1 protein-coding gene is annotated in these 236 nt (G+C 45.3%); it reads left to right on the top strand.

Annotation, left to right across the window (positions count from 1 at the left end):
* Window positions 1-236 (top strand): TatD family hydrolase (locus AC23P2_RS31445; RefSeq protein ID WP_487776844.1); only part of this gene is annotated, 236 nt, incomplete at both ends.

Here is a 236-nt window from a genome sequence, read left to right as displayed (position 1 = left end):
TTTGAAGCACAAGTACATGTGGCCGAACGTGTTCATCAGCCGGTAGTAATTCACTGCGTACGGGCTTTCCATGAACTGTTGCAATGGCATAATCACCGCCGAACGCATGTGCCTTTGATTATTCATGGGTTTAATAACCAACCGCAAATAGCGAAACAGCTTCTACAGAAAGGATTTTATTTATCGTTGGGAACGGAATTGCTCCGAAACGACTCCAACGCCACAAAAGTACTCCG

Source organism: Runella sp. R0.1_18 (genome assembly GCF_057652155.1).
The sequence above is the reverse complement of the archived record's forward strand: the minus strand, read 5'-3'. Positions and strand labels throughout refer to the sequence as shown.